Genomic DNA, 25,134 nt, shown 5'->3' with positions numbered 1-25,134 from the left:
CCCGGCGCCTGCGCCTCGCTATTTGATGAACTGCACCGACAACGGATAGTTGTACGGCTCGTTGTTGCTGGCCTTGACGCCGGCGATGATGCCGAAGATCATCCCCACGAGCCAGGCCGCGGCCGTGATGATCACGCCGATGCCGAGGCACGAGGTGGCCCAGCCGATCAGGCCGACGATCGACCAGATGAGCTGGAAGTTCAGCGCCTTGACCGCCTCGCTGCGCAGGTAGGGCGATCGGTTGCCCTGGGCGAGCAGGACGATCAGCGGCGCGATCCAGCCGCCGACGCCGCCACTGACGAAGGCGCCGGCCGCGCCGCCGAAGTGGTTGATCAAGTTCCAGCTGCGGTCGTCGATCCCGGAGCCGCCGCCATACTGCGGGGGCGGGTTGTAGCCACCGGGTGGCTGGTTGTATCCGCCGGGCGGCGGCACGTAGCCGCCGGGCGGCGGAGGCGTGTAGTCACCGGGCGGCGGTGGCGCGTAGCCTCCGGTCGGCGGGGGCGGCGGCGGGGATGCCGGAGGTGGTGTCGAACCCGAGGCCGGGTCGTTCTCCCCATATGGGCCACCGGGCGGTCCAGGCGGTTCAGTCATGGCTGACACGGTATGACCGCTGCTCAACAGGGTCGAGACCGACATGCGGTACGGATCGAGGGAATAGACAGGCCACTCGATCATCGCGCTGTCGCGAACGGCGACGTAGACTGGCACTCGGTCACCCGGAGTGCCAATGCGACCGCGAGGGAGGGGTCATATGAGTCTTGATGACCGCAAGCTCGAGGTCCTGCGGGCCATCGTCGAGGACTACGTCGAAACGCAGGAGCCGGTCGGCAGCAAGGCCCTGGTCGAGCGGCACCAGCTCGGCGTCTCCCCGGCCACCGTGCGCAACGACATGGCCGTGCTGGAGGAGGAGGGGTACATCCGCCAGCCGCACACCAGCGCCGGCCGGGTCCCCACCGACGCGGGCTACCGCCTGTTCGTCGACCGCCTCTCCAAGGTCAAGCCGCTCAGCCAGGCCGAGCGCCGGGCGATCGAGCGGTTCCTGATCGGCGCGGTCGACCTCGACGACGTGGTGCACCGCACCGTCCGGTTGCTCGCCCAGCTGACCCGCCAGGTCGCGGTGGTGCAGTACCCATCGCTCGCCCGCTCGTCCGTGCGCCATCTGGAGCTCGTCCCGATCTCCACCACCCGGCTCATGCTCGTGATGATCGCCGACACCGGGCGGGTCGAGCAGCGCCTGGTCGAGCTGCCCGGCCCGGTCCTCGCCGACGACGTGACCGACCTGCGCCGCAAGGTCAACGAGAAGCTCGGCGGCCAGCGGCTCGCCGACACCCCGCCGCTGGTGCAGAGCCTGGTCGACGACTGCACGCCCGATCGCCGCAACACGATGGCGTGCCTGGCCAGCGTGCTCCTCGAGACGCTGGTCGAGCGGAACGAGGAGCGTCTGATGCTCGCCGGAACGGCGAACTTGACGCGGGGGAGTGTGCTGGACTTCCAGGGCACGCTGCGTCCCGTGCTCGAGGCTCTCGAGGAGGAGGTCATCCTGCTCAAGCTCATCGGCGACCTGGAGCCCAGCAAGACCAGGGTGCGCATCGGCGACGAGAACGAGATCGACAACCTGCGGTCGGCCTCGGTGGTCAGCACGGGTTACGGACCGGGTGCCACTATCGTTGGTGGGCTCGGTGTGCTCGGGCCTACCCGGATGGACTACCCCGGCACCATCGCCACGGTGCGTGCGGTGGCACGCTACGTGGGCGACCTGCTGGCACAGAACTGACGGAATCGCGCTGACATTGAGGACCCCAAACCCCGTGGCCAAGGATTACTACGGCATTCTCGGCGTGAGCCGGGAAGCAACCGACGACGAGATCAAGCGCGCCTACCGGAAGCTGGCTCGGCAGTACCACCCGGACGTCAACCCCGACCCGGAAGCGGCCGAGAAGTTCAAGGACATCAACGCGGCGTACGAGGTTCTCTCCGACGACCAGAAGCGGCAGATCGTCGATCTGGGCGGCGACCCGCTCGCCCCCGGCGGCGGCATGGGCCCGGGCGGTCCCGGCGGTCCGGGCGGCCCGTTCGTGGGCTTCCAGGACATCATGGACGCGTTCTTCGGCACCGCGGCCGGCGGCACCCGCGGCCCGCGCCCCCGCACCCGGCCGGGCGCCGACGCGATCCTGCGGCTCGAGCTCGACCTGGTCGAGACGGCGTTCGGCGTCGAGGCCCCGATCACCGTCGACACCGCCGTCCTGTGCACCCAGTGCTCCGGCGCCGGCACCGCGCCCGGCACCCACCTGGCCACCTGCGAGACCTGCGGCGGCCGCGGCGAGGTGCAGAGCGTCCAGCGCACCTTCCTGGGTCAGGTCGTGTCGTCCCGCCCCTGCTCCAGCTGCCAGGGCCACGGCACGGTCATCCCGCACCCCTGCCCCACCTGCGCCGGCGACGGCCGGGTCCGCACCCGCCGCTCGCTCACCGTGAAGATCCCGGCCGGCGTCGAGGACGGCATGCGCATCCGCCTGGCCCAGCAGGGCGAGGTCGGCCCCGGCGGCGGCACCGCCGGCGACCTCTACGTCGAGATCCACGAGCGCCCGCACGACGTCTACTCCCGCAAGGGCGACGACCTGCACTGCCGCGTGACCCTGCCGATGACCGCCGCCGCCCTCGGCACCCGTCTCACGATCAAGACGCTGGACAGCGAGGAGGCGATCGAGGTCAAGTCCGGCACCCAGCCGGCCAGCACCCTGCGCATCCGCGGCAAGGGCGTCCCGCACCTGCGCGGCCAGGGCCGGGGCGACCTCTTCGTGCACCTCGACGTCAAGACCCCGACCAAGCTCACCGCCGAGCAGGAGCGCATGCTCCGCGAGTTCGCCAAGACTCGCGGCGAGGACGTGGCCGAGCTCAGCAAGCAGGGCGGCTTCTTCAGCAGAATGCGCGACGCCTTCAACGGGCACTAGCTCAAAACCATGCGAAAGTACGCGACGGCACGAGTCCCCGGTCAGCCCGGCGATCGCCGTCGTTGGTCGCGCCTTTGCCGCCCGCGCCGGGCTGAGCTGCCGGGCTGAGCTACGAACAAAGGGCCGGCTTGCGCCGGCCCTTCTTCGTGCGTGCTTCGTGCGTGCTTCGTGCGTGCTTCGTGCGTGCTTCGTCCGTGCGAGGTGTCAGCGGGCGGCCAGCGTGCGGCCGGCGTCGCCGGCGGCCTCGTGGGCGGCCTTCTTGAGCAGGTTGGCGGTCTCGAGGAGCGGGTCCAACGCCGGGTTCACGCCGGCCAGCGTCAGCTCGCGCTCGATCAGCGTGAGGTCGGCACCCCACACGTCGGCGACGATCCGGCGCAGGTAGGCCGTGTTGTGGTCCCAGCCCTCGCGCGGGGTGCCCGGGCCGTAGCCGCCGCCGCGGGTGGTCAGCACGATGGCCGGCTTGCCGTCCAGCAGGCGCTCGCCCTGGCTGCCGCCGGCGATCGCCAGGTCGATCCAGATCTTGGCGTGCTGGGAGACGCCGTAGTTGTAGAGCGGCAGGGCGAGGATCACGGCCTCGGCCTGGCGCAGCTCGTCGGTCAGCGTCGTGGCCAGCTCGACCGCCCGGCGCTGCTGCTCGGTGTGCTGGTCCTCGGGCAGCCAGCGCGCCTGCAGCGCGAGGCTCCAGGCGTCCGCGGGCAGCGGGTCGGTGCCGACGTGCCGGCGCACGAACGTGGTCTCCGGCCGGACGGCCAGCCACTCGGCCTCGGCGAGATCGGCCAGCTCGCTGCTGGCCGAGTTCGGGCCCTGGATGCTGGCGTCGATGCGAAGAACGGTCACGAGGGACTCCTCAGCGAGGTGTTGAATGTTCAACACGAAGCTTGCCACGGCAGGTGTTGAATGTTCAAGACAGCTACGCTTTGGTGGTGAACACCACGGCGCCGGACCCCGACGACGTCCCCTGGCTGGCCGACGACGAGCGAGCCGCCTGGATGACCCTGATCTCGCTGCTGATGAGCCTGCCCACCGCGATCGACGCCCAGCTCAAGCGGGACGCGGGCCTGAACTTCTTCGAGTACTCGATCCTGACCGCACTCTCCCGCCCACCCGGCCGGCCGGTGCGCATGAACACGCTGGCGCTGTTCGCGGGCGGCTCGGCGTCGCGCCTGTCGCACGCGGTGAGCCGGCTCGAGCGACAGGGCTGGGTGCGGCGCGAGGTGCAGAACCCCGAGGTCCGCTGCACCGAGGCGATGCTCACCGAGAAGGGGCTGGCGGCGCTGGCCGCGGCCGCGCCCGACCACGTCCGCGAGGCCCGCCGGCTGGTCTTCGACGCGATCACGCCCGAGCAGGTGGCACAGCTCCAGCAGATCTCCCGGCAACTCCTCGAGGTCGCCGCCCCCGAGGTCGCCACGGCCCTCGACCGGGCGATCCACGAGGAGGCGGCGGTGGGCGGCGAGGCACTCGACGTCGCGATGCCCGCCGACCCGAGGTGCGCCGCTCCCGAGCACCTGTGTGCCGCCGTGACCGAGCCGGAGGGGGCTGACGCCGCCGGGCCGGCGCGGGCTGACGCCGCCGAGCCGGAGCGGGCTGACGTCGGCGAGCCGGAGCGGGTTGAGGTCGCCGAGCCCGTGCGAGGTGACGCGGCCGAGCACGTGCAGGCTGACGTTGCTCAGCACGTGCCGACCGGCGGGGCCGCGCATGTTCGAGCCGAGCGGTGAGGGCGCGGCCGTGGGGCGTGGGGCATTGAGGACGGTCCGGCGCGGCTGGCTGTGGCTGGTCAAGAACACCCTGAACCGGGTGACGACGCCGCTGGCGCGCGGGGGCTTCGGGCCGCTGGCGCTGGTCCGGCACGTGGGTCGCAAGACGGGGCGCCGGTATGAGACACCGTTGCTGCTGGCCCGGCTCGGCGACGACTTCGTGGCCGAGCTGACCTACGGGCCGAGCGTGTCCTGGTATCGCAATGTGGAGGCAGCGGGCCGCTGCGAGGTGGTGGTCGGCGGCCGGGCCGTCGCGATCGAGCGGATCGAGGTGCTGCCGGCCGAGGACGGGTTGCGGGCCTTCGGCTATCCGGCGGCGTTGGTGTTGCGGTTGCTGCGCCGCCGCGACTTCCGGCTCCTGAAGCGCGCCGCCACCCGCTGAGCGCGCCGCCACCCGCTGAGCGCGCCGCCACCCGCTGAGCGCGCCGCCACCCGCTGAGCGCGCCGCCACGCGGTGAGGGCGCTGCCGCGCGTTGCGGGCGTCTCCGCGCGTTGCGGGTGCTGAGGGCGCTGCCGCGCGGTGAGGACGCGGAGCGCGCGGTGAGGACGCGGAGCGCGCGGTGAGGGTGCGGAGCGCGCCGTCAGGCGTGCTGAACCACCGCTACACGCGAGAGTCGCGCTGCGGCCTTTCGTGGCAGGTGGTCGCGGTGTCGATCGGGGACCGGTGCCGTCGCGTACGGGAAAGGTTTAGATCTTTGCTCTTGCTCGGTCGACCAGCAGGGGGATCAGCTCGACGCGCCAGGTTTCCAGGTGGATGCTGCCGGAGGACATGCCGCCGTGGGCGAACTCCTCGCGGAAGACCGACGCGTCGGTCTCGGTGGCCAGGTCGACGGCGACCAGGCGGTTGAAGGCCGTGTAGAGCATCGCCTCGACCTCGCCCAGGGTGGGCGGCAGGGAGAAGCCCGCGAGGTGCTCGCGCATCGCCTGCCACACCCAGGGATCGCCGCGCAGGCCCCATCGGTCGGGCAGGGGATCGAAGAGGTCGTCCACCGTCTTCACAACTGTCACTTTGACACCGCCGCGGCGAATCCGCACGCCGCCGGGGGTCAGACCGTCACGGCCGGGACGGCGGCGGTCAGCGACCAGTCATGGCTGATGTCGGCCGCGGTGCGCAGCAGTTTGGGCAGATGCGCCTCGAGCAGGGTCTCCACCGACGTCTCGGCGGCGTGCACGGTCACGTTGATCGCGGCGATCACAGCGCCGTCGCCGTCGCGCACGCCGGTCGCGATCGAGCGGATGCCCGGCGCCAGGTCCTGGTCGGCGAGCGCCCAGCCCTTGGCCCGCACCTCGCGCAGCGCGGCGTCCAGCTCGGCGGCGGACGGCTGCCAGCGCGGGGTGATGCCGGAGCGGGACGGCTCGGCCAGCACGGACGCCAGCGACGCGGGTGGGAGGGCGGCCAGCAGCACCTTGCCCATCGAGGTGGCCGGGGCCGGGAAGCGGGTGCCGATCGTGACCGCGAGCGTGACGATCTTGGGAACCGCGACCCGGCACACGTAGACGATGTCGCCGCCGTCGAGCTGGGCCATCGAGGTGGACTCGTTGGTCTGGGCGACCAGCTTCTCCATGTGCGGGCGGGCGACGTCCCACATGCTCAGGGCATTCACGTACGCCATGCCCAGGTCGAGCACGCGCGGGGTCAGGGCATAGCCCCGGTCGGCGGCCCGGACGTAGCCGAGCGCCTCCAGGGTGATCAGGATGCGCCGGACCGTGGGGCGGGCGAGCCCGGTCCGGCCGGCGATCTCGCTGAGCGTCATCGCGGGCGTGCCGGGGCGGAAGGAGCGCAGGACGTCGAGGCCGCGGGCGAGGGCCTCGATGAAGTCGGGGCCCGCACCCCTTCCGCTGTCGGTCATTGCCGAACCCTACTTGGTGTACTGGTAAGGATTGTGGAGGATCCGGGCCTCGGGGATCTCCGGGTTCATGCCGCGCTGCCAGGCCTCCTCGCCCATCGTCTCGCGCAGGTAGTCGACGGTGGCGGCGACCTTGGCGCGGGCCGCGGCGAGGTCGGCGTCGACCAGCTTGCCGTCGCGCTTGACCACCCGGCCGCCGACCACGACGGTGTGGACGTCGCCGCGCTGCGCCTGGAAGACCACGTGACCGTACGGGTTGAGCACCGGGAACATGGCCGGCGACGCGTCGTTCTTGAGCAGCACGACGTCGCCCTGGCGTCCCGGGGTGAGCGCGCCGATCGAGGAGTCCATCCCCAGCGCCTTGGCGCCGCCGCGGGTGGCCCAGTCGACCACCTGCTCGGCCCGCAGCTGGTGGTGGGTGACCGTCTCCTTCTTGCCGTGCGCCTCCTGGTGCTCGCGCACCCGGTCGGCGCTGAGCGTGGTACGCATCGCCGAGAAGAGGTCGCCGCTCCACCAGACGCTGGTGTCCATCGACAGCGACACCGGGACGTCGTGCTTGCGCAGCTGCCAGGTGGGCGGGTAGCCCTGGCCGGCGCTCTGCTCGCTCTCGGTGGAGACCGACACCGAGCCGCCGGTGGCGGCGATCCGATGGTACGAGTCGCTGCTGAGCGAGGCGGCGTGGACGTAGACGGTGCCCGGGGTCATGAAGCCGTTCTCGTACATCAGCCGGATGCCGTCGTCGGTGGTGACGCCCCAGACGCCGGCGTGCGTGGTGACCGAGACGCCCAGGTCGCGGGCCACCTCGAAGGCCGCCTTCTCCTGGAAGGCGGGGTCGCCGGGGATGTCGAAGGCGAGCTGGAAGCCGGCCAGCTTGCCGCCGTCGATCCGGCGGCGGTAGAAGTCGTGGAACGCGTCCGAAGTCGACCACTCCCACGGTCCCTGCTGGATGTTGCCGTAGGCGAGCACGAACCGGCCCGGCACCGCCTCGAGCGCGTCCACGGCCGCGTCCGCGTGGTCGGTGGTCTGCAGGCCGTGCGACCAGTCGACGGTGGTGGTGACGCCGGAGTCGATCGCCTCGATCGCGCCCAGCAGGTTGCCGGCGTAGATGTCCTCGGGGCGGAACAGCTTGCCGGACTCGAGGTAGTACCAGACGAAGTACTGGGTGAGGGTCCAGTCGGCGCCGTACCCGCGCATGGCGGTCTGCCACATGTGCCGGTGCGTGTCGACCATGCCGGGCATCACGATGCCGCCGGTGGCGTCGATCTCGACGGCGCCCTCGGGCGCGGTCAGGCCCGGCCCGACCTCGGCGATGCGGCCGTCAATGATCAGCACATCGGCGTTCGGCAGCACCGTGTGCGCGTCGTCCAGGGTGAGAACCAGGCCGTTTCTGAGGATCACCGGCCGGTCGCTGTCGCTCATCGCCCATCCTTTCGGGAAAGCCGGACCACTGTCCGCAGAGCGGGCAGGGCGAGTGGCGCCAGTGTGCTCCCGGTCACCAGCAGGGTCAATAGGGTTCTTCAGATTTGTAAGGCACCCGTTGACAGGCGTGCTCCACCAGCGCAAGCTGACTTGGCGGACGAGTGTCCGCAGAACGGGCGGTGATGATGGCGCACGGTCCCTTGCACGGTCTGCTGGTGGCCGACTTCTCCCGGATCCTGGCCGGGCCGTACGCGACGATGCTGCTGGCCGACCTGGGTGCGCAGGTGATCAAGGTGGAGGGGCCCGGTGGGGACGACACCCGGACCTGGATGCCGCCGGTGCGGGACGGGGTCTCCACCTACTATCTCGGGATAAATCGGAATAAGAGGTCTATCTCCCTCGACCTGAAGGACCCCGCCGACCGGGAGGTCGCTATCGCCCTGGCCGCCCGGGCCGACATCATGATCGAGAACTTCAAGCCTGGGGGCTTGTCCCGATTTGGGCTTGATTTCGCGTCGGTCTCGGCGATCAATTCCAAGATTATTTACGCCAGCATCAGCGGCTTCGGCTCCGGCGCCGGGTCCGATCTCCCCGGATATGACCTGATGGTTCAGGCTATTTCCGGACTTATGAGTCTGACCGGCGACCCCGACGGACCGCCGTACCGCGCGGGGATCTCCGTCTTCGATGTGATGGCCGGCATGCACGCGACGATCGGCATTCTCTCCGCCCTGCATCATCGCGCGGCCACCGGGCGCGGCCAGCACGTCGAGGTCAACCTGCTCTCGTCGGCCCTCTCCGGGCTGGTCAACCACTCCAGCGGGTACGTCGCCGGCGGCACCGTCCCGTTCCGGATGGGCAACGCGCACCCCAGCCTCTTCCCGTACGAGCCGCTGCCCACCGCGGACGGCGAGCTCATCGTGATCGCCGGCAACGACGGGCAGTTCCGCAAGCTGTGTCAGGTGCTCGACCTGCCCGATCTGCCGACGGACCCGCGTTTCTCGCGCAACCAGGACCGTACGGCCAACCGGGAGGAGCTGCGCCCGATTCTGGTGGAGCGGCTCGCCAAGCGAGGCAAGGACGAGTGGTTCCGCGACCTGATCGCGGCCGGCGTGCCGTGCGCCCCGATCAACACGATCGACGGCGGCGTGGCGTTCGCCTCCTCGCTCGGCCTGAAGCCGGTGATCTCGTCCGGGGGCGTGCCCGGCGTCCGTAACCCGATCACCTTCTCCGAGACGCCGGCGACCTATGAGCTCCCGCCGCCGGGGCTCGACGAACACGGTGAGGAGATCCGCGCGTGGCTTCTTCGTCGGAACTGAGCTTCCCGACCGGGCTGGGCACGTCCACCCCCTCGTCCATCTCCCTGCTCGGGCAGGATCTCGCGGCCGACCTGATGGGCAAGGTGGGCTTCGGCGAGCTGGCGTACTGGCTGGTCGCCGGGCGGCGGCCGACGCCCGGCGAGACGCGGCTGTTCGAGGCGGTGCTGGTGGCCCTGGCCGACCACGGCTTCACGCCGACCGCGATCGCGGCCCGCCTCACCTACCTCTCGGCCCCGGAGTCGCTGCAGGGGGCCCTCGCCGCGGGCCTGCTCGGCGGCGGATCCCGCTTTCTCGGCGTGACCGAGGACTGCGGCCGGTTCCTCGCCGACACCCTGGTCGCCGCCGGCACCGAGCGGGACTACGACGTGATCGCGCTGGCCGCCGTGCGCGCGGCCCGCGACCAGAAGCGGCTCATCCCCGGCCTGGGCCACCCGGTGCACAAGGAGCAGGACCCGCGCACCCCGGTGCTGATCGCGATCGCCGAACAGGAGGGGCTGCGCGGCCCACACCTGCGGCTGTTCGAGGCGATCGGCCGGGTGCACCCGCAGGTGCTCGGCAAGCGCCTGCCGCTCAACGGGGCCGGCGTGTGCGGCGCCGCGCTGGCCGACCTGGGCCTGCCCACCGATCTGCTGCGCGGCTTCGCGCTGCTGGCCCGCGCCGCCGGGCTGCTCGGCCAGCTCGCCGAGGAGCGCCGCCGGCCGATCGCGAACCAGATCTACCGCACCGTCGACCGCAACGCCGTCTACGAACCCCTTCCCGGATCTCGAGAGGACTGACAATGGCCAGCATCGTCGCGGTCATCGCCTCGACGCATCACCCGTTCTACTACCGCGCCAGCACCTCGACCGCCGAGGACCGGCCGCCGTTCGCCGACGAGTGGGTCCGGAAGATCACCGCGTTCCGGGAGACGCTCACCAAGGCCAACCCGGACGTGCTGGTGATGGTCGGCTCCGACCACTTCCACCAGCTGTGGCTGGACAACATGCCGCAGTTCCTGGTCGGCAAGGCGCCGTTCTACGACGCCAACTGGTACAACGAGGAGCGCGAGTTCGGCCTGCCGCGGATGCTGCTCAAGGGCCAGGAGGACCTGTCCGCGCACATCCTGCGGGCCGGCCTGGACGCGGGCTTCGACCTGGCGTTCAGCAACGAGCTGCGGATCGACCACAGCGTCACCTGCCCGATCATCACGCTGCGGCCCGAGGCGGACCTGCCGATCGTGCCGATCTACACGAACATCTTCGCGCCGCCGCTGCCGCAGCCGTCGCGATTCGTGGCCCTCGGCACGGCGATCCGCAAGATCGTCGAGGAGTGGCCGTCGCATCTGCGCGTCGCGATCATCGGCACCGGGCACCTGTCGCTGGAGCTGGGCGGGCCCCGGCAGTTCGGGCCGCACGGGCCGGACCCGGAGTTCGACCGCCGGGCGGTCGAGTGGATCGCGACCGGCGACCTGGACAGCTGCCTGCGCGAGGTGTCCCTGGAGAGCCTGCACGCACCGGGCAACGCCACCCACGGCTTCATGGACTTCATGCTGATGATGGGCGTGGCGGGCGCCGGGGCGAAGGCCGATCACGTCGACACCCTTGATTTGTTCCACACCATGGAGGCTTACTTCACCTGGTACCCGAACGGAGTTCCGGCATGAGCAAGTATTTGCTGAACAAGTTTCTGTACACGGTGGACCGCGACCCCTCGCTCGTCGAGCGCTACCGTTCCGATCCTCGCGAGCTCGTCACGTGGTGGGAGGCTTCTCTCTCGAACGCCGTGCTCAACTGCCTCACGGCGGAGGCGAGCACCTGGCAGCGGCTGACGGACGAGGAGCGCGACGCGCTTGTCGAGCACGATCACTGCAAGCTGTTCGAGCTGGGCGCGCACCCGTTCCTCACGCTGACCCTGTTCATCGCGATGTTCGAGCGGGACAACACCGAGCCGCTCGAATACCAGAAGGCGTACGGCGCGCGGATGGCGCACTTCGCGCTGCCGTACCCGGACATCGCGACATGATCCCCGCGGCCGTGCTGCGGATCTGCGGCCGGCCACCGGCGCTGGAGAAGCGGCCGGCGCCGGTGCCGGGCGTGGGCGAGGTGCCGATCACCGTGGCGGCCGCGCCGATCACCCCGCTCGACCTGCTCTGCGCTTCCGGCACCAGCTATTTCGGCCTGCCGGCCACGCCGTACGTGCCGGGGGTGCAGGGCGTCGGCCACCGCGACGACGGCACGCCGGTGTGGTTCGCCACCTCGGCCGGGATGCGGCCCGGCGACGGGAGCATGGCGGCGGCCGTGTCGGTGCCCTTTGTGGACGTCGTGCCGCTGCCGCGCGGGGTGCCGCTGCCGTTGGTCGCGGCGCTCGGGCTCTCCGCGGTGGCGGCGCACTCGGCGCTGACCCGTACCGGTGGGCTGACGCCGGGGGAGACCGTGGTGGTGCTCGGCGCCGGCGGCGTGGTCGGCCAGGCCGCGATCCAGCTCGCGCTGCTGTCCGGCGCGGGCCGGGTGATCGCGGTGTCCCGCTCGGTGGCGGCGCTCGAGCGGGCGATCCGGCTCGGTGCCGAGGAGGCCGTCCAGCTGCTCCCCGACGACGACCCGGGCACGCTCGCGGACCGGCTGCGGGTCGCCTCCGGCCCGGCCGACCTGGTGCTCGACCCGGTCTTCGGGGTGCCGGCCGCGGCCGCGCTGCGGGTGCTGCGGCCGGGCGGCCGGCTGGTCAACCTCGGTGGCTCGGCCGCGCCGACCGCGCCGATCGACTCGGCGACGCTGCGCAGCGGCTCGCTGCGGCTGCTCGGCTACACCAACAACGCGCTCTCGGTGGCGCAGCGGGCCGAGTCGCTCGCCGAGGTGGCCGCGTATGCCGCCGCCGGGCGGCTCACCGTCGCGCACCAGCTGGTGCCGTTCGCCGACGTCGCCGAGGCCTGGGAGCGTCAGGCCGCCGGCGACACCAACGGGCGGATCGTCCTGGTGCTGTAGCAGCTCGACGTCGAACTCTTAGTGCTTTAGCAGCTCAACGTCGAGCGCGGCCACCTGCGAGGGGTCCGTGATCGCCTCGAACACGGTGATCCGGCCGCCGTCGGTGGTCACCCGGAGGGCGACCTTGACCTTGCCGTGCTCCACCACGGCGATCCCGAGCACGCCGTCGAGCAGGGCCGGCCGGGCGCCCTGGGCGCGGCCGTTGAAGAACCGGGCCACCACGCCGGCGCCGCGCTGCTGGCTGACCGGTCCGATCCGGATCTCCACGTCCGGGTCGAGCAACGTCAGCAGGGTGCCCAGGTCGCCGCCGCGGGAGGCCTCGATGAACGCGTCGACCAGCCGGCGGTCGGCGGGCGTGCCGACGTTCGGGGTGGTGCGTACCCGGCGGCGGGCCCGGCTGGCGAGCTGGCGGGTCGCGTCCGGTGACCGGCCGACGACCGGCGCGATCTCCTCGAACGAGACCGCGAACAGGTCGTGCAGCACGAAGGCGAGCCGTTCGGCCGGGGTGAGCGTGTCCAGCACGACCAGCAGGGCGAGGCCGACCGAATCGGCCAGCATCGCCTGCTCCTCGGGGGTCACCTCGGTGGCCGGCGGCTCCGCGGGACACTCGTCCTCCCGTCGCGCGGTACGTGTCCGCAGCATGTCCAGGCAGACCCGGCCGACCACGGTGGTCAGCCACGCCGAGAGGTTGGCGACGTCGTCGCCGCCGGTGCGGCTCAGCCGCAGCCACGCCTCCTGCACCGCGTCGTCGGCCTCGGCGGTGTTGCCCAGCATGCGCAGCGCCACCGCCCGCAACCGCGGCCGGTTCGCCTCGAACCGCTCCGCCAGCACCACGTCGTCCATCGTCGACCGCCCCCTTTGTGGCTTATGCCACATCGGTCACATTCCCCGTGCGGCTTTCGTCTACCCACCGACGAACCAGAGCGCGCCGATGTGACGGCGCCGGGAGAAATCGAAGGAGAAAGACGATGACCGCTCGTCTCACCAACCCCGCCGGGCTGCTGCCGGACACCACGAAGGCCGTCAACATCCTCTACAAGTCGGCGCACTCGGCCGGCGTCGACCCGGCCGTGCTCGCGCTCGTGCACCTGCGGGCCAGCCAGATCAACGGGTGCGGGCCGTGCGTCGACTCCGGCGCCCGGCAGATGCGCAAGGCCGGCGAGAGCGACGACCGGCTGTTCGCGGTGCCGGTGTGGCGGGAGACGCCCTACTTCACCGACCCGGAGCGGGCCGCGCTGGCCCTCGCCGAGTACGCCACCCGGCTGGCCGACCAGGCGGACGCGGTGCCGGACGAGATCTGGGACGAGGCCGCGAAGCATTTCGACGAGAAGCAGTTGGCGGCGATCGTGCTGTGGATCGCGACCACGAACTTCTTCAACCGGATCAACGTCACCACCCGTCAGCCCGCTCCGCAGAACTGGGGCTGATCCGATTTGGGGAGTTGATCTATCATCCGAGCCATGACCAGGACGGATGCTCCGCGTACGGTGCGGCTGGCGGCGATCATGACCATGGCGGTCGCGCCGGTTGGGCTCCTGCTGCTGCTCGACGGCCTGCTGGAAATGCACTGGCTGAGCAGCCCGGCGGCGCACCGGCTGGCCGCGCTGATGGACCAGATTCGCACCGACTACGGCATCGAGCCGCCCGCCTTGCTGCAGGGGTGGCCCGGCGCAGTGCAGGATGTGCTGCTTGGGCTGGTCTGCGTGGGGTATGGCGTCCTGGGCATCTGGCTGCTGCGCGGGCGCGGCTGGGCGCGCACCGCTGCGCTGATCCTCGGCATCGTGGTAACGATGGCCGGGATGGCCGCGATAACCGCCGATGCGACCGATTGGGGTCAGTTTGCCGGGTACGACCGAACGCCGGAGGCCGCAAAGCTCATCGACCGCGTGGCCACGCTGCGAGAGGTGCTCTACCCGGGGTGGCACTCCCGGTTCGAAGACGTCGTGCAGATCTTGCAGGTGATCGTGTCGGTGGTCGCGGTGGTCGCGCTCGCCTGGGCAGTGTTCGCGCACTCCAGCTATTTCACCGGCAAGCGCGACGCCGATGCGCCGCCGGACGACTGGGACAACGCCCTGGCCCGGGCCAAGGAGCTGTCCCGGAAGCCGCGCGAAGCCGGGTCATGACCAGGGTGTGCCGTGCTCCCGGGGCACGGCCGCCCGGCCGCGGGCCGGCTGGGGCGCGGCGGCACGCCCGATGAAGACGCTGGTCAGCGCCGGCGGCCCGGCCACCGGTCGCGGTCGCCGGGCGCGCGCGATCAGCAGGATGGCCACGGCCAGCACGGCCGCGAGCCCGGCGGAGCCCAGCAGCGACCCGATGATCGTGCTGCGGGCCGGCCCGCCACCGTGCGCGTCGCCCGGCGCGGGCACCACGGCGTCCCCGGTCAGCGTCAGGTCGCCGGTGTCGATCCGGACGGCCACCGTGGCCGGCAGCTTGGGCGGGGTCGCGAAACACACCAGATAGCGGTTGCTCAGCGTGGACTCGACCTGATCGAGGGCGGGAACCACCACCGGCTCGCTCGCCGGGGCGAAGAAACCGCCGGTCGCCCCGGCCGCGCCGGACCAGAAGCCGCTGGCCGCGGCGGTGCCGACCACCACGAGGATGGTGCCGGCCGCCCGGAAGTCGTCGGCGAGATCGGTGGCGCGGGCCCCGCCGGCGTCCGGCGCCGACGTGTAGAGCATCACCACCCGGTGGCCGGTCTCGACCCGGGGGAACTGGGTGCGGGCCAGGGTCAGCGCCGCCTCGGTGTCGCGGTCGCCGTCGGCGCGCATGCCGGTCAGCGCCCCGACCACGCCGGACGGCCCGCGGATCACACCGGTGGCCGCGGTGGCCGGGCGGCGATCGGGGATCACCACGGCCTGGGTGCTGGTGGGCGCCTCGAGGATGAACCTCGCGGCGGCGCTCAGCCAGGCCGGCAGGGTGGCGGCGCCGGCCGCGGAGGCGTCCACCACGATCGTGACGGCCAGTCCGTCGGACATCACCGGAACCAGGTCGGCGCGTTCCTGCTGACCGTTCAGGGTGACCTCGACGGTGCGCCGGCCGGTGCCGTTGCTGGCGCTCAGGTCGACCACCAGGGTCGTCTCGCCGCCACCGCTGAGCACCCCGGCCACCGGCAGCGGCACGGCGGCCCGCGCCGGCGCGGGAGCGAGCAGCGGCGCCAGCAGCAGCGCGATCACCGCGACGGCCCGGCGCCGCCCGCGCTCAGGCCGGGGTCGCGAAGGCGATGACATTGTCCCGGTAGCTTCCACGAGCCCGGTCGAAGCTGCCGCCGCAGGTGACGAGCCGGAGGGTGGGGTCGAGGGTGGGCGCGTACACGAGGTCGGTGGGGAACTGCACCTTCGGCACCTTGGTGACCTTCGTGATCCGGAACGTCACCGAGCTGCCGTCGGCGCGGTCGACCCGGACCGTGGTGCCCGGCCGCGCCCGATAGAGGTCGATGAAGATGCCCGGCCCGGCCTGCGAGTCGACGTGGCCGAGCAGCACCGCGGGGCCGGCCTGGCCGGGGCGCGGGCCGTACTCGTACCAGCCCGCGATGTCGGTGGTGGCCGGGACCGCGATCGTGCCGTCCCGTTGCAGGCCGAGTTTTTCGATCTTGGCGTCCACCCCGAGCGCCGGGATGCGCAGCCGCACCGGCACGGCGACCTCGTCGTAGGTGCGCGCCGACTTGAACACCTCGGCGGGAGCCTGGCCACGCGCCGGCGGGGCGACGGCCGCGGCGGTGGCCGGGCGCACGGCCGCGGCCGGCGCCGACCCGCCGGCCAGCAGCGCCAGGCCGAGGGCGGCGAGGGCGGTGACCCGGGCGTACGGCGGCATCAGCGTTTTTCCACGACCGCGGCCATGCCGCCGTACCCGGTCTGTGCCCCGCCGTGCGGGAGTTTCGCCGCGACCGTCGCCCCGAACGCGTCAGCCATCGTCCGGGCCAGCTCGAACATCTGCTGGTACGTGTCGTACGCGACGTCGTGCGCGGTGACGTAGTCCTTGCTCGCGTACGCATCGGCGTGCTTCATCAGCATCATGTCGTGCTTCTGCAGCGCGGCGGTGAGGTCGGCGGTGCTGATCCGCTTCCCGGTGGCGCCGGAGAGGAAGGCACCCATCCGCTTCTCGACGTCGGCCATCTCGGTCTTGGCCCGGGCCTGTCCGCCCGTGTCGCCGGAGGCCTCGGCGCTCGCGTACGCCACCAGCTGCTCGACGTGATCGGCCCAGAGCGACTGGAACTGCTTGGCCGCGGCCGCCCCGAACAGCGTGTCGATCGAGGCCGCGAGGTCGCGGGTGTTCCCGTTGATCATCTGGCCGGAGGCGGCGAAGTCGGGGGAGCGGGTCACCGCGGCCCGGGTCAGGTCCTCCACCAGCGCGGCGTGCTCGGCGAGCAGCTTGCCCAGCTGGGAGCGCAGCCGCCAGAGCGGTTGCTGCAGCGTGGCCCGGTCGGCGGCGGGCAACAGCGCGTTGGCGAGGGTCAGCCCGAGGTCGTACGTGTGCTGGTAGCCCATCCGGTACATCTGGTCGGCGCCGGTGTAGTCCTTGGCCGCGTACGCGTCGGCCTGCGCTGTCAGATGTCCGACATGCTCGACGATCGCCGCGCGGGCCGCCTTCTGGGACAGCCGGCCGTGCGACGCCGCCGCGAAGAAGTCGCCGAGCTCCTGCTCGTACTCGACGAGCTCCTTGCGCGCGTCCGCCTGGGCGGCGGTGTCCTGAGCCGCCAGCGCCCCGGCGTAGGAGAACAGTGTCACGATGTGCTCCGACCACATCGGACTGAACTGGTCGGCCGAGGCCTTGCCGAACAACTGACCGACGAGGTTCGTCATGGCCGTCGTGTTCTTGCCCAGCGCGGCGTTCGCGGCCTGCACGAAGTCGTCGTCACCACGGATCCGGCTGCGCATCAGGTCGGCCGCGAGCACCGAGTGCTGACCGAGCAGCGCCTCGAACTCGATCGCCAGATCGGCCGCCGAGGGCGCCGCCTGAAAGCGGGCCGGCTCGACCGCGGGCGCCGCGGTGGGCGCCACGAAGAGCAGACCGGCACAGAGGAGAGGCAGCGCCCGCCAGAGCCGACCATATCCAGGTATCCGCATGTGCCTCATCGCCCAGCTTCGCCACGGAGGAAGTCAGGGCCGACCATAACGCCACGCCGCCTGCCACGCGAGTCCGTACAGCGATCCCTCCCTTACTGAGCGTCCATGCAGTACGGTCGGTTTTGCTTACTGACACTGGTTGATCTTCGGGGTGGCCGGCATGGTGACGGTGGGACAGCAGGTCGCCGGGCGCTACCGGCTCCTGCGACCGCTCGCCGCCGGGGGCATGGGCGGTGTGTGGCTCGCCCACGACGAGGCCGCCGACGATCTGGTCGCCCTCAAGAAATGCGCCCTGCCCGACGGGCTCACCCCCGACGAGCAGGATCTCTTCCGCGTGTGGACGGTCCGCGAGGCCCGGGCGTTCGCCGTGATCGGTCATCCGAACGTGGTGCGCACGCTGGACGTGATCCCCAGCGACGACGAGCCGTGGATCGTCATGGAGTACGTGCCGTCCCGCTCACTGCAGCAGGTGATCGACGAGTCCGGCGCGCTGCCGCCGGCCCGGGTCGCCGGCATCGGGCTCGCGGTGCTCGATGCGCTGCTCGCCGTACGCCGGGCGGCTCTGTTGCACCTGGACGTCAAGCCGGGCAACGTGCTGATCGCCGACGACGGCCGGGTGATGCTGACCGACTTCGGCCCGGCGGTCACCGCCGAGGGGGTCCGGGCGCTGGCCACCGCCGGCATCATCCTGGGCTCGCCGAAGTACCTCGCGCCCGAGCGGCTGTTCGACGGGGTGGCGCTGCCCGAGTCGGACCTGTGGTCGCTGGGCGCCACGCTCTACCACGCCGTCGAGGGGCACCCGCCGTTCGCCCGGGACACCACGGCAGCGACGCTGCTGGCGCTCACCGAGGGCCCGCCCGATCCGCCGGTCCGGGCCGGCGCGCTCGCCCCGGTGATCGCGGGCCTGCTGCGGGTCGACCCGGCCGCCCGGCTTGCGCCGCCCGCGGTGGAGGACGGGCTGCGCGCGGTTCTCCACCCGCCGGCCGACCACCCGCCGGCCGACCACCCGCCGGCCGACCGCCCGGCGCTGCCCGCCTCGGGCCGCCCGTCGAGGGAGCCGGCGGCGGGCCGGCCGGCCGCGCCGCGCCGGGCCGGCCGGCAGACCGTGACGCTGGTCGCCGCCCTGGTCGTGCTGATCGCGGCGCTGGTCACGGTTCTCGTGGTGACCCGGCCCGGCAGGCCGCCCACCGCCCAGACGCCGACCGCCGCGACGCAGACCGAGGCCACACCGGCCGCCGCACCGGCCGACTACGCCTGGCATTCCCGGCCCGGCCAGTTCCGGATAGCGTTGCCGCGGTCGTGGAGTGTCGCCACGTCCGATCCCTTCTCGGCCACCGGCCCGCACGGCGCGCCGCGGCTGTCCCTGCGCGTCGCGCCGATGCCGGCCAACACGGTGGCCATGCTCACCGGCGAGGAGGCGACGGCCGGCCTGCCCGGGTACCGCCGGATCCGGATCGTGCAGGAGCCCGACGACGTGCTGCCGCGGCAGCAGGCGACGGTGTGGGAGTTCACCTATCGGCACGGCGGCGCCACGATGCGCGCCATGCAGGTGGTGATCGCCGACCCGGCGGCCAAGAAGATCTTCGTCCTCGACTGGCGGACGCCGCGGACGGATTGGGCTCGGGATCTCACCACTTTCGAGCAAATCGGGAGCACATTCAGCCTGCTCTTAGGCGAATGACGTACGGTGCGGGAGTGTCCGCACCGCGCCTCCGGATCGAGCTCATCGCGTGACATCGCACGTGTACCCGGTGCGGACGGGTCAGCTCATCGCCGATCGATACCTGCTGGTCGAGCCCCTGGGAGCCGGTGGTCTGGGCCGGGTGTGGCTGGCCCGCGACCACACCGACGACGGGCTGGTCGCGATCAAGCGATGCGCCCTGCCGGAGGGTCTCGCGCCCGACGCCGGCGACCTGTTCTTCGCCTGGACCGTCCACGAGGCGCGCGAGCTGTCCCGCATCGGTCACCCGAACGTGGTACGCATCTTCGACGTGATCCCGGACGACGAGCCGTGGATCGTCATGGAGTACGTTCCCTCCCGCCCGCTCCAGGAAGTGATCGACGAGTCCGGCCCGCTGCCGCCGGTCCGGGTCGCCGCGATCGGTCTGGCCATGCTCGACGGCCTGCTCGCCGTGCGCCGGGCCGGCCTGCTGCATCTGGACATCAAACCCGGCAACGTGCTGATCGCCCAGGACGGCCGGGCAATGCTCACCGACTTCGGCCCGGCGGTCACCACCGAGGGGCTGCGGGCGCTGGCCGCGGCCGGCATCGTGCTCGGCTCGCCGAAATACCTCGCGCCCGAGCGCCTGATCGACGGGATCTCGCTGCCCGAGTCGGACCTGTGGTCGGTCGGCGCCACCCTCTACTACGCGGTGGAGGGCCGGCCGCCGTTCGCGCGGCCGACGGTCGACGCCACGCTGCTGGCCATCGCCGGTGAGCGCCCCGACCCGCCACGGCGGGCGGGCCCGCTCATCGGCGTGCTCGCCGGCCTGCTGCGGTACGAGCCGGCCGACCGGTTGAGCGTGGACGAAGCCGGCGCGGCGCTGAGCGCGATCGTGCTGGAATCGGTCAGGACGCCGGCCGGCGGCGCCTGGCCGTGTCGCCCGAGCCGGTCGCGGATCGGCTTCGCGGTGCTCGCCGCCATGGTCAGCGCCCTGCTCGCGGTGGTCACGGTGCTGACGCACCGGCCCGGCGGCGCATAATTCTCCGGTGTCCGCACCCCTGTTCCTGGTCGACGACCTGCCTGCCGGCTCCTCCTACACGCTGACCGGGCCGGAGGGCCACCACGCCGCCACGGTGCAGCGGCTGCGCGCCGGCGAGGCGTTGATCCTCGCCGACGGCCGCGGCGGCCTCGCCACCGCCGAGGTCACCGCCGTCGGCAAGGGCGCCGTCGAGGTGCGGGTCACCGCCCGCGAGCACACCGCGGCCGCCGACCCGCGGCTGGTGGTGGCGCAGGGCATCGCCAAGGGCGACCGGGGCGAGCTGGCCGTGCAGGCGATGACCGAGATTGGGGTGGACGAGATCCTGCCCTGGGCGGCGACGCGGTCGGTGGCGCAGTGGCGGGGCGAGCGGGGGGCGAAGTCGCTTCAGAAGTGGGCGGCCACCGCGCGGGAGGCGGCCAAGCAGGCCCGGCGCGCCTGGCTGCCGGTCGTCGGCGGCGACCCGGACTGCTCGACCAAGCAGGTCGCGGCCCGGCTGGCCGACGCGGCGGCCGGGTTCGTGCTGCACGAGGAGGCGACCGTGCGGCTGGCCTCCGCCGAGCTGCCGTCGAGCGGGGAGATCGTGCTGGTGGTGGGTCCCGAGGGCGGCATCGCGGATGCGGAGCGGGCCGCGTTCGAGGAGGCGGGGGCGGTGGCCGTGCGGTTGGGGCGCGAGGTGTTGCGTACCTCGACCGCGGGGGTCGCCGCGCTCGCCGTGCTCTCCGCCCGCCTCGGTCGCTGGTAAACTTTCAGTTCGATCGATATTACGGAAAGTTACGACATCGGGTTGGGCTAGCCTGCCCCGGTGGTCTCCGATGCGACATGTTCTCGCCGCCTCGTACGCGGGGGTCCGGCCCCCGATCCGGCAAGTCCGCCTCTTGATCTGCTGAGCCCGTCGCGCCAATGTCGGTATTTGATTCGGCTAGGGAGGACGCAGTGAGTCGGGGCGTACGAGACCTCGCGGTCGGGCCGGACCGCCTTCCGAACGGCGAGCGTCGCGTCTGCCGGCACCGGCGGTGAGCATCCTCTGGCGGGCGGTGGCCCGCAACCGATGGCGGCTGCTGGCCGGGTGCGGCCTGATCGCGGCGCATCAGGCGTGCGAGGCGACGGTGCCGATCCTCATCGGCGAGACGGTCGACCGGGCGGTGGCGACCGGCTCGCTGGTGCGGCTGGCCGAGTGGGTGGGGTTGCTCGGCCTGCTGTTCCTGCTGCTGACCACGGCGTATCGGACCGGCGCCCGGCAGTTGATGCGGGCGCTGGCCGACGAGTCGCACGCGCTGCGGCTCGAGGTGGCGGCCAGGGTGCTCGACCCGCGCGCCGAGGTGCGTACCGGTGACGTGCTGACCATCTCGACGACAGACGCCGAGCACGCGTCCTACCTGCTGGACTACGTGCCCCGGATCTTCGGGGCGCTGGTCGCGACGGCGGTCAGCGCGGTCGGGCTGTGCCTGATCTCCGTACCGCTCGGGTTGGTGGTCCTGCTCGGAACCCCGGTCGTGCTGATCGCGCTGCAGCGAGCGGCACCACTGATCACCCGGCGGGTGGCGATCCGGCAGGAGGTCGCCGGACGCGCGTCGTCGCTCGCGACCGACCTGGTCACCGGGTTGCGGCCGGTGCGCGGGTTCGGGGCGCAGGAGGCCGCGGGCGACCGGTACCGCACGGTGAGCCGGGAGTCGTTGCACGCGACGCTGCTGGCGGCCCGGACCCAGGGCGGGTTCCAGGCCGCGTCGACCACCGTGAGCACGCTGCTGGCCTGCGGGATCGCGATCCTGGCCGGGTGGTTCGCGCTGACCGGGCGGATCAGCGCGGGGGAGCTGGTCACGGTGATCGGGCTGGCCGGCTTCCTGGGGGAGCCGTTCGGGACGCTGTCGGCGGCGCCCAACTGGGTGGCCACCGCCCGGGCCTCGGCCGATCGCATCGCCGAGGTGCTCTCGGTCGCGCCGTACGCCGAGGTCGCCGTCGATCCGCCGGTGCTGCCGACGTCCGGGGAGTGTCTCGGGGTGGTGGTCGAGACCGATCCGTCGAAGTTGCTGTCGCTCTACGACGACGGCTCGCCGGACGTGCTGGTGGCGCCGCATCACCCGGAGCTGTTCTCCGGAACGATCCGGGAGAACATCGTGCTGTCCCGGCCGCACGGGCTCGACGAGGCCCTGGACGCCTCGGCGGCCGACGACGTGGTCGACGCCCACCCCGACGGGCTCGACCATGCGATCGCCGAGCGCGGCTCCGCCCTCTCCGGCGGTCAGCGGCAACGCCTCGCCCTGGCCCGCGCGCTGCTGGCCAAGCCGCGGCTGCTGGTGCTGCACGACCCCACCACGGCGGTCGACGCGGTCACCGAGCACGCGATCGCCCGCGGCATCCGCGACCTGCGGCACAGCCCCGGCTCCACGCTCGGCACCCTGATCGTGACCACCAGCCCCGCGCTGCTCGCCGTCACCGACCGGGTGGTGGTCCTGCGCGACGGTGAGGTCGTCGCGACCGGCACGCACGCCTCGCTCGCCGCCGTCGACCCCGGGTACCGCGCGGCGGTGCTGCGATGACCCTGCCTGTTGACCCCGGTTGCCGCGCGGCGGTGCTGCGATGACCCTGCCTGTTGACTCCGGTTGCCGCGCGGCGGTGCTGCGATGACCCTGCCCGTCGCCACGCCGGCGCAGACCGGTGGGTGGCTGCTCGCCCAGTTGCGCAGCCGCCGGCTCGAGCTGGCGATCACGCTGTCCGCCGGGCTGGTCGCCGCGACGGCGTCGGTGGTTCCGGTGACCGCGCTGGGCCGCCTGGTCGATCTCGTACGCGGCGGCGCCCACCCCGCCGCCCTCGTCCCGATCGCCCTCGTCGTGACGGTCGCGGCGCTGATCGGCGGCGTCGCCTCGGGCGCCACCACGACCCTGGTGAGCCGCCTCGGCGAACGAATCCTCGCCACCCTGCGCGAGGAGACCGTCGGCATCGCGCTGCGCCTGCCCGCCACGGTGCTCGACCGGGCCGGGCGCGGCGACCTGCTCTCCCGGGTCGGCGCCGACGTCGCCGCGATCGGGACGGCCGCCACCGAGGTGCTGCCCACGGTCATCTCGGCGGTCCTGCTGGCCACGCTCAGCGTCACCGCCATGTTCGGACTCGACTGGCGGCTCGGACTGGCCGGGCTCGCCGCCATGCCCCTCTACCTGGCCGCGCTGCGCTGGTATCTGCCCCGCTCGGCGCCGATCTACGCCCGGGAACGCGCGGCGATCGGCGCCCGCTCGCAACTGCTGATGGAGAGCCTGCAGGGGGTGCGGACGGTCCACGCGTACCGGATCGAGGATCGCCATCTGACCGCGATCGACGCCGCGTCGGCCCGCGCGCGAGACCTGTCCATCGGGGTATTCACCCTGTTCACCCGCTTCGTCGGCCGGATCAACCGGGCCGAGCTGGCCGGCCTCGCCACGATCCTGACGGCCGGCTTCTGGTTCGTCCGGGCCGGCTGGGTCACGGTCGGCGAGACGGCGGCCGCGGCCGTGCTCTTCCACCGCCTGTTCAACCCGATCGGGATGATCCTGTTCACCTTCGACGAGATCCAGGAGGCCGGCGCGAGCCTGGCCCGGCTCGTCGGTGTCGGCACGCTGCCGGTCGCGCCGGCCGGCGACATCCGGCTGGACAAGGCGGACCTCGAGCTGGACCACGTGTGCTTCGCCTACGACGAGCGGGTGCCGGTGCTGCGCGAGATCACCCTGCGGGTCGCGCCGGGCGAGCGGGTCGCGCTGGTCGGCTCCACCGGCGCCGGAAAAACCACGGTGGCATCCATCGCCGCGGGCATCCTGCGCCCACAATGCGGTACGGCGTACGCCGGCGGCATCCCCGTCGAAGACCTGGCGCCCGGCGTGATCGCCGTGATCAGCCAGGAGACCCATGTCTTCGCCGGCCCGCTGGTCGAGGACGTGCGACTGGCCCGCCCGTCCGCGTCCCTGCTGGAGGTACGCCAGGCGCTGGCCACGGTCGGCGCCCTCGACTGGGCGGTGGCCCTGCCGGACGGCCTGCACACGCTGGTCGGCGAGGGCGGGTATCCCCTGACCGCCGCCCAGGGCCAGCAGCTCGCGCTGGCCCGCCTGGTGCTGCTCGACCCGGCCGTCGCGATCCTGGACGAGGCGACAGCGGAGGCGGGCAGCGCCGGGGCGCGGGCCTTGGAGGAGTCGGCGCTGGCCGCGACCCGCGGCCGCACCACCCTGCTGGTGGCCCACCGCCTGACCCAGGCCGCCACCGCCGACCGCATCGTGGTCCTCGAACACGGCACCGTGCTGGAGGAGGGCACCCACACCGAACTGGTCGGCGCGGGCGGCCGCTACGCGGAGCTGTGGGAGGCCTGGCAGTCCCGCTCCTGACCCTCCGTTGCTCCTATGTGCACGATTCCGATTCACTCATGGGCGCTATGTCGCCCTTGTTAGGATTCCTATCTGCGGTACCGCAGATTGCTGTCTAGCTCTCACGTCCGATTGGCCGCATACTGACCGTACAGAGTCATCGTTTGGGGTCAGACAAAAGGAAGCGGCGCGCCAGTCCTACCTGGAGCGCCGCTTCGGGCCTCCGACCCCGGAGAGGGGAAGGGAGTGCCTGTCAAACGCCATCTTTCTCCTCCTTTCCGGGTTGGTGCAAGAGCCACCCGGGAGGAGGTGAAGAAGAATGACTGTCTTTTTCAGATCAGCCAGCCTGGTGATCACGGGTCGGCTCATCCGGGTGCGGGTACCGCACGGCTGGCAGGTCTGGGTCATCACCGACCTCCACGACTACCGCGCCTACCGGATCGCGACGCCGGCCTGCCGCCGCAGTTGGTGCCTGGGCGGGCCGGCATTGGTGCTGGTGGTGGTGACCGGTCCCCTGGGCGGGTGGTTGCTGCCGATCGGGGTGCTGCTGTTCGCGGCCGCCTGCGCCTGGTATGCGGCCGACTGCCGGGCGGCCCGGCGCCGGGCGTGTTCCCAGCTCTGGGCGATGCGCTGGGGCGTGTCGGTGCTGATCTTCGAACGCCCGAACCGGGAGTTCGACGCCGCCTGGCGAGCCCTTCGGCGGGTCCTCGAGCAGGTCGGCGATGGTCTCAATTGAGTCAACCCGCGCGGCAAACCCCGCGGCGGTGGGCCTGTCGACGGTACTGTACCTGCGGTATAGCTAC

At 72.1% G+C, this 25,134-nt stretch carries 26 protein-coding genes; 17 read left to right on the top strand and 9 right to left on the bottom strand.

The features are described 5' to 3' along the window. Nucleotides 1-18: 18 nt before the first annotated feature. Entirely contained in the window at nucleotides 19-591 is a 573-nt protein-coding gene (locus ODJ79_RS34290) for a DUF4870 domain-containing protein (protein ID WP_263027797.1), read from the bottom strand. Between the two features lie 160 nt (nucleotides 592-751). On the opposite strand from ODJ79_RS34290, the gene hrcA reads away from it, so the two are divergent. Both hrcA and dnaJ read left to right on the top strand, forming a co-directional pair. Continuing rightward, the gene (hrcA, locus tag ODJ79_RS34285; RefSeq protein ID WP_263027796.1) at nucleotides 752-1,774 is read left to right on the top strand and encodes a heat-inducible transcriptional repressor HrcA; all 1,023 of its coding nucleotides are present in this window, start codon (nucleotides 752-754) and stop codon (nucleotides 1,772-1,774) included. 34 nt (nucleotides 1,775-1,808) lie between these two features. Next, on the top strand, nucleotides 1,809-2,948 hold the full coding sequence (dnaJ, locus tag ODJ79_RS34280; protein WP_263027795.1) for a molecular chaperone DnaJ: 1,140 nt from the start codon (nucleotides 1,809-1,811) through the stop codon (nucleotides 2,946-2,948). Between the two features lie 204 nt (nucleotides 2,949-3,152). Here dnaJ and ODJ79_RS34275 read toward each other — a convergent pair whose 3' ends face one another. Next, nucleotides 3,153-3,785: an FMN-dependent NADH-azoreductase gene (locus ODJ79_RS34275; protein WP_263027794.1), complete on the bottom strand. Its 633-nt coding sequence runs from the start codon at nucleotides 3,783-3,785 to the stop codon at nucleotides 3,153-3,155. A gap of 86 nt (nucleotides 3,786-3,871) precedes the next feature. Here ODJ79_RS34275 and ODJ79_RS34270 point away from each other — a divergent pair, with 86 nt between their 5' ends. Together ODJ79_RS34270 and ODJ79_RS34265 are read left to right on the top strand one after the other, a co-directional pair. Beyond that, a complete protein-coding gene (locus ODJ79_RS34270; RefSeq protein ID WP_263027793.1) occupies nucleotides 3,872-4,663 on the top strand; it encodes a MarR family winged helix-turn-helix transcriptional regulator in 792 nt (263 codons plus the stop codon). Further along, entirely contained in the window at nucleotides 4,644-5,084 is a 441-nt protein-coding gene (locus tag ODJ79_RS34265; protein WP_263027792.1) for a nitroreductase family deazaflavin-dependent oxidoreductase, read from the top strand. Before ODJ79_RS34270 ends, ODJ79_RS34265 begins: the two co-directional genes overlap by 20 nt. 305 nt (nucleotides 5,085-5,389) lie before the next feature. Here the strand turns inward: ODJ79_RS34265 and ODJ79_RS34260 are convergent, their stop codons facing one another. Genes ODJ79_RS34260 through ODJ79_RS34250 form a run of 3 tightly spaced genes read right to left on the bottom strand, consistent with a single transcriptional unit; the run spans nucleotide 5,390 to nucleotide 7,968 of the window. Beyond that, complete coding sequence (locus tag ODJ79_RS34260; protein WP_263027791.1) at nucleotides 5,390-5,710, bottom strand: hypothetical protein; 321 nt, start codon at nucleotides 5,708-5,710, stop codon at nucleotides 5,390-5,392. A gap of 38 nt (nucleotides 5,711-5,748) precedes the next feature. Further along, on the bottom strand, nucleotides 5,749-6,552 hold the full coding sequence (locus ODJ79_RS34255) for an IclR family transcriptional regulator C-terminal domain-containing protein (RefSeq protein WP_263027790.1): 804 nt from the start codon (nucleotides 6,550-6,552) through the stop codon (nucleotides 5,749-5,751). Between the two features lie 9 nt (nucleotides 6,553-6,561). Continuing rightward, nucleotides 6,562-7,968, bottom strand: a complete 1,407-nt coding sequence (locus tag ODJ79_RS34250; protein WP_263027789.1) for an amidohydrolase family protein — start codon at nucleotides 7,966-7,968, stop codon at nucleotides 6,562-6,564. Nucleotides 7,969-8,129: 161 nt separating this feature from the next. Between ODJ79_RS34250 and ODJ79_RS34245 the strand changes: the two genes are divergently transcribed. From ODJ79_RS34245 to ODJ79_RS34225, 5 genes are read left to right on the top strand one after another with little or no spacing between them, the layout of a single operon-like run. Next, nucleotides 8,130-9,287 (top strand): CaiB/BaiF CoA transferase family protein, encoded by a 1,158-nt coding sequence (locus ODJ79_RS34245; protein WP_263027788.1) that lies wholly within the window; start codon nucleotides 8,130-8,132, stop codon nucleotides 9,285-9,287. After that, complete coding sequence (locus tag ODJ79_RS34240) at nucleotides 9,266-10,063, top strand: citryl-CoA lyase (protein ID WP_263027787.1); 798 nt, start codon at nucleotides 9,266-9,268, stop codon at nucleotides 10,061-10,063. The genes ODJ79_RS34245 and ODJ79_RS34240 overlap by 22 nt, the downstream gene beginning before the upstream one ends. A gap of 2 nt (nucleotides 10,064-10,065) precedes the next feature. Continuing rightward, nucleotides 10,066-10,929 (top strand): extradiol ring-cleavage dioxygenase, encoded by an 864-nt coding sequence (locus tag ODJ79_RS34235; protein WP_263027786.1) that lies wholly within the window; start codon nucleotides 10,066-10,068, stop codon nucleotides 10,927-10,929. Beyond that, nucleotides 10,926-11,288, top strand: coding sequence for a hypothetical protein (locus tag ODJ79_RS34230; protein WP_263027785.1), 363 nt, complete (start codon nucleotides 10,926-10,928; stop codon nucleotides 11,286-11,288). Before ODJ79_RS34235 ends, ODJ79_RS34230 begins: the two co-directional genes overlap by 4 nt. Further along, complete coding sequence (locus ODJ79_RS34225) at nucleotides 11,285-12,244, top strand: zinc-binding alcohol dehydrogenase family protein (protein ID WP_263027784.1); 960 nt, start codon at nucleotides 11,285-11,287, stop codon at nucleotides 12,242-12,244. The genes ODJ79_RS34230 and ODJ79_RS34225 overlap by 4 nt, the downstream gene beginning before the upstream one ends. Before the next feature lie 18 nt (nucleotides 12,245-12,262). On the opposite strand, the gene ODJ79_RS34220 is transcribed toward ODJ79_RS34225, so the two are convergent. Next, a complete protein-coding gene (locus ODJ79_RS34220) occupies nucleotides 12,263-13,087 on the bottom strand; it encodes a sigma-70 family RNA polymerase sigma factor (RefSeq protein WP_263027783.1) in 825 nt (274 codons plus the stop codon). A 125-nt stretch (nucleotides 13,088-13,212) separates the two neighbouring features. Between ODJ79_RS34220 and ODJ79_RS34215 the strand changes: the two genes are divergently transcribed. Together ODJ79_RS34215 and ODJ79_RS34210 are read left to right on the top strand one after the other, a co-directional pair. After that, on the top strand, nucleotides 13,213-13,671 hold the full coding sequence (locus ODJ79_RS34215) for a carboxymuconolactone decarboxylase family protein (protein ID WP_263027782.1): 459 nt from the start codon (nucleotides 13,213-13,215) through the stop codon (nucleotides 13,669-13,671). Nucleotides 13,672-13,704: 33 nt separating this feature from the next. Next, entirely contained in the window at nucleotides 13,705-14,367 is a 663-nt protein-coding gene (locus ODJ79_RS34210; RefSeq protein WP_263027781.1) for a hypothetical protein, read from the top strand. On the opposite strand, the gene ODJ79_RS34205 is transcribed toward ODJ79_RS34210, so the two are convergent. From ODJ79_RS34205 to ODJ79_RS34195, 3 genes are read right to left on the bottom strand one after another with little or no spacing between them, the layout of a single operon-like run. Then, nucleotides 14,362-15,471, bottom strand: coding sequence for a hypothetical protein (locus ODJ79_RS34205; RefSeq protein ID WP_263027780.1), 1,110 nt, complete (start codon nucleotides 15,469-15,471; stop codon nucleotides 14,362-14,364). The two genes, ODJ79_RS34210 and ODJ79_RS34205, sit on opposite strands and share 6 nt — an antisense overlap. Further along, a complete protein-coding gene (locus ODJ79_RS34200) occupies nucleotides 15,443-16,054 on the bottom strand; it encodes a class F sortase (RefSeq protein WP_263027779.1) in 612 nt (203 codons plus the stop codon). Before ODJ79_RS34200 ends, ODJ79_RS34205 begins: the two co-directional genes overlap by 29 nt. Continuing rightward, nucleotides 16,054-17,307, bottom strand: coding sequence for a hypothetical protein (locus ODJ79_RS34195; protein ID WP_263027778.1), 1,254 nt, complete (start codon nucleotides 17,305-17,307; stop codon nucleotides 16,054-16,056). Before ODJ79_RS34195 ends, ODJ79_RS34200 begins: the two co-directional genes overlap by 1 nt. Before the next feature lie 160 nt (nucleotides 17,308-17,467). Between ODJ79_RS34195 and ODJ79_RS34190 the strand changes: the two genes are divergently transcribed. The 6 genes from ODJ79_RS34190 to ODJ79_RS34165 all read left to right on the top strand — a co-directional run bounded on the left by ODJ79_RS34190 (nucleotide 17,468) and on the right by ODJ79_RS34165 (nucleotide 25,067). Next, the gene (locus ODJ79_RS34190; protein WP_263027777.1) at nucleotides 17,468-18,988 is read left to right on the top strand and encodes a serine/threonine-protein kinase; all 1,521 of its coding nucleotides are present in this window, start codon (nucleotides 17,468-17,470) and stop codon (nucleotides 18,986-18,988) included. Nucleotides 18,989-19,037: 49 nt separating this feature from the next. Next, a complete protein-coding gene (locus ODJ79_RS34185) occupies nucleotides 19,038-20,009 on the top strand; it encodes a serine/threonine-protein kinase (protein WP_263027776.1) in 972 nt (323 codons plus the stop codon). 7 nt (nucleotides 20,010-20,016) lie between these two features. After that, entirely contained in the window at nucleotides 20,017-20,751 is a 735-nt protein-coding gene (locus ODJ79_RS34180) for a 16S rRNA (uracil(1498)-N(3))-methyltransferase (RefSeq protein ID WP_263027775.1), read from the top strand. A 271-nt stretch (nucleotides 20,752-21,022) separates the two neighbouring features. Then, nucleotides 21,023-22,546, top strand: a complete 1,524-nt coding sequence (locus tag ODJ79_RS34175) for an ABC transporter transmembrane domain-containing protein (protein ID WP_263027774.1) — start codon at nucleotides 21,023-21,025, stop codon at nucleotides 22,544-22,546. Between the two features lie 84 nt (nucleotides 22,547-22,630). Beyond that, on the top strand, nucleotides 22,631-24,352 hold the full coding sequence (locus tag ODJ79_RS34170; protein ID WP_263027773.1) for an ABC transporter ATP-binding protein: 1,722 nt from the start codon (nucleotides 22,631-22,633) through the stop codon (nucleotides 24,350-24,352). A 298-nt stretch (nucleotides 24,353-24,650) separates the two neighbouring features. After that, nucleotides 24,651-25,067 carry a hypothetical protein gene (locus ODJ79_RS34165; RefSeq protein WP_263027772.1) on the top strand — a complete coding sequence of 139 codons (417 nt, stop codon included), beginning with the start codon at nucleotides 24,651-24,653 and terminating at the stop codon, nucleotides 25,065-25,067. Nucleotides 25,068-25,134: the final 67 nt, after the last annotated feature.

Origin of the sequence: Actinoplanes sp. KI2, from assembly GCF_025630775.1 — a bacterium.
GTDB lineage: Bacteria > Actinomycetota > Actinomycetes > Mycobacteriales > Micromonosporaceae > Actinoplanes.
This window is presented reverse-complemented; position numbering and strand designations above follow the sequence as displayed.

Excerpts from the sequence above, each read along its gene's own strand:
- ODJ79_RS34290 (WP_263027797.1), bottom strand. The coding sequence starts at position 591 with ATGACTGAACCGCCTGGACCGCCCGGTGGCCCATATGGGGAGAACGAC.
- hrcA (WP_263027796.1), top strand. The coding sequence starts at position 752 with ATGAGTCTTGATGACCGCAAGCTCGAGGTCCTGCGGGCCATCGTCGAG.
- ODJ79_RS34265 (WP_263027792.1), top strand. The coding sequence starts at position 4,644 with ATGTTCGAGCCGAGCGGTGAGGGCGCGGCCGTGGGGCGTGGGGCATTG.
- ODJ79_RS34255 (WP_263027790.1), bottom strand. The coding sequence starts at position 6,552 with ATGACCGACAGCGGAAGGGGTGCGGGCCCCGACTTCATCGAGGCCCTC.
- ODJ79_RS34250 (WP_263027789.1), bottom strand. The coding sequence starts at position 7,968 with ATGAGCGACAGCGACCGGCCGGTGATCCTCAGAAACGGCCTGGTTCTC.
- ODJ79_RS34235 (WP_263027786.1), top strand. The coding sequence starts at position 10,066 with ATGGCCAGCATCGTCGCGGTCATCGCCTCGACGCATCACCCGTTCTAC.
- ODJ79_RS34230 (WP_263027785.1), top strand. The coding sequence starts at position 10,926 with ATGAGCAAGTATTTGCTGAACAAGTTTCTGTACACGGTGGACCGCGAC.
- ODJ79_RS34225 (WP_263027784.1), top strand. The coding sequence starts at position 11,285 with ATGATCCCCGCGGCCGTGCTGCGGATCTGCGGCCGGCCACCGGCGCTG.
- ODJ79_RS34220 (WP_263027783.1), bottom strand. The coding sequence starts at position 13,087 with ATGGACGACGTGGTGCTGGCGGAGCGGTTCGAGGCGAACCGGCCGCGG.
- ODJ79_RS34215 (WP_263027782.1), top strand. The coding sequence starts at position 13,213 with ATGACCGCTCGTCTCACCAACCCCGCCGGGCTGCTGCCGGACACCACG.
- ODJ79_RS34210 (WP_263027781.1), top strand. The coding sequence starts at position 13,705 with ATGACCAGGACGGATGCTCCGCGTACGGTGCGGCTGGCGGCGATCATG.
- ODJ79_RS34205 (WP_263027780.1), bottom strand. The coding sequence starts at position 15,471 with ATGTCATCGCCTTCGCGACCCCGGCCTGAGCGCGGGCGGCGCCGGGCC.
- ODJ79_RS34200 (WP_263027779.1), bottom strand. The coding sequence starts at position 16,054 with ATGCCGCCGTACGCCCGGGTCACCGCCCTCGCCGCCCTCGGCCTGGCG.
- ODJ79_RS34195 (WP_263027778.1), bottom strand. The coding sequence starts at position 17,307 with ATGCGGATACCTGGATATGGTCGGCTCTGGCGGGCGCTGCCTCTCCTC.
- ODJ79_RS34190 (WP_263027777.1), top strand. The coding sequence starts at position 17,468 with ATGGTGACGGTGGGACAGCAGGTCGCCGGGCGCTACCGGCTCCTGCGA.
- ODJ79_RS34170 (WP_263027773.1), top strand. The coding sequence starts at position 22,631 with ATGACCCTGCCCGTCGCCACGCCGGCGCAGACCGGTGGGTGGCTGCTC.
- ODJ79_RS34165 (WP_263027772.1), top strand. The coding sequence starts at position 24,651 with ATGACTGTCTTTTTCAGATCAGCCAGCCTGGTGATCACGGGTCGGCTC.